Below are 278 nucleotides of genomic sequence, written 5' to 3' on the forward strand. Positions count from 1 at the left end.
GTCGGCGAGTTCATGAAATACATGCCGATCACGCTGATCGTCACGCTGGGCGCCTCGATGCTCTACGCGCTCGTCTTCACGCCGACACTGGGCGCCATGTTCGGCAAGCCGCATCCCGAAAGCGGGCATCAGGGCGATGGCTGGTACATGGCGCTGGTCAAGCGCGCGGTGAAGCATCCGAAAACGGTGCTGGCGCTCGGCTTCGCGCTTCTGGTCGCGGTGCCGGTCGCCTATTTCCACGAGGGCAAGGGCGTCGAGTTCTTCCCCAATGTCGAGCC

At 63.7% G+C, this 278-nt stretch carries 1 protein-coding gene; it reads left to right on the plus strand.

Annotation, left to right across the window (positions count from 1 at the left end; all coding sequences use genetic code 11):
• Positions 1-278 (plus strand): hypothetical protein (locus WDW90_RS39265; protein WP_336493016.1); only part of this gene is annotated, 278 nt, incomplete at both ends.

Origin of the sequence: Methylobacterium nigriterrae, assembly GCF_037106235.1 — a bacterium.
Lineage (GTDB): Bacteria > Pseudomonadota > Alphaproteobacteria > Rhizobiales > Beijerinckiaceae > Methylobacterium > Methylobacterium nigriterrae.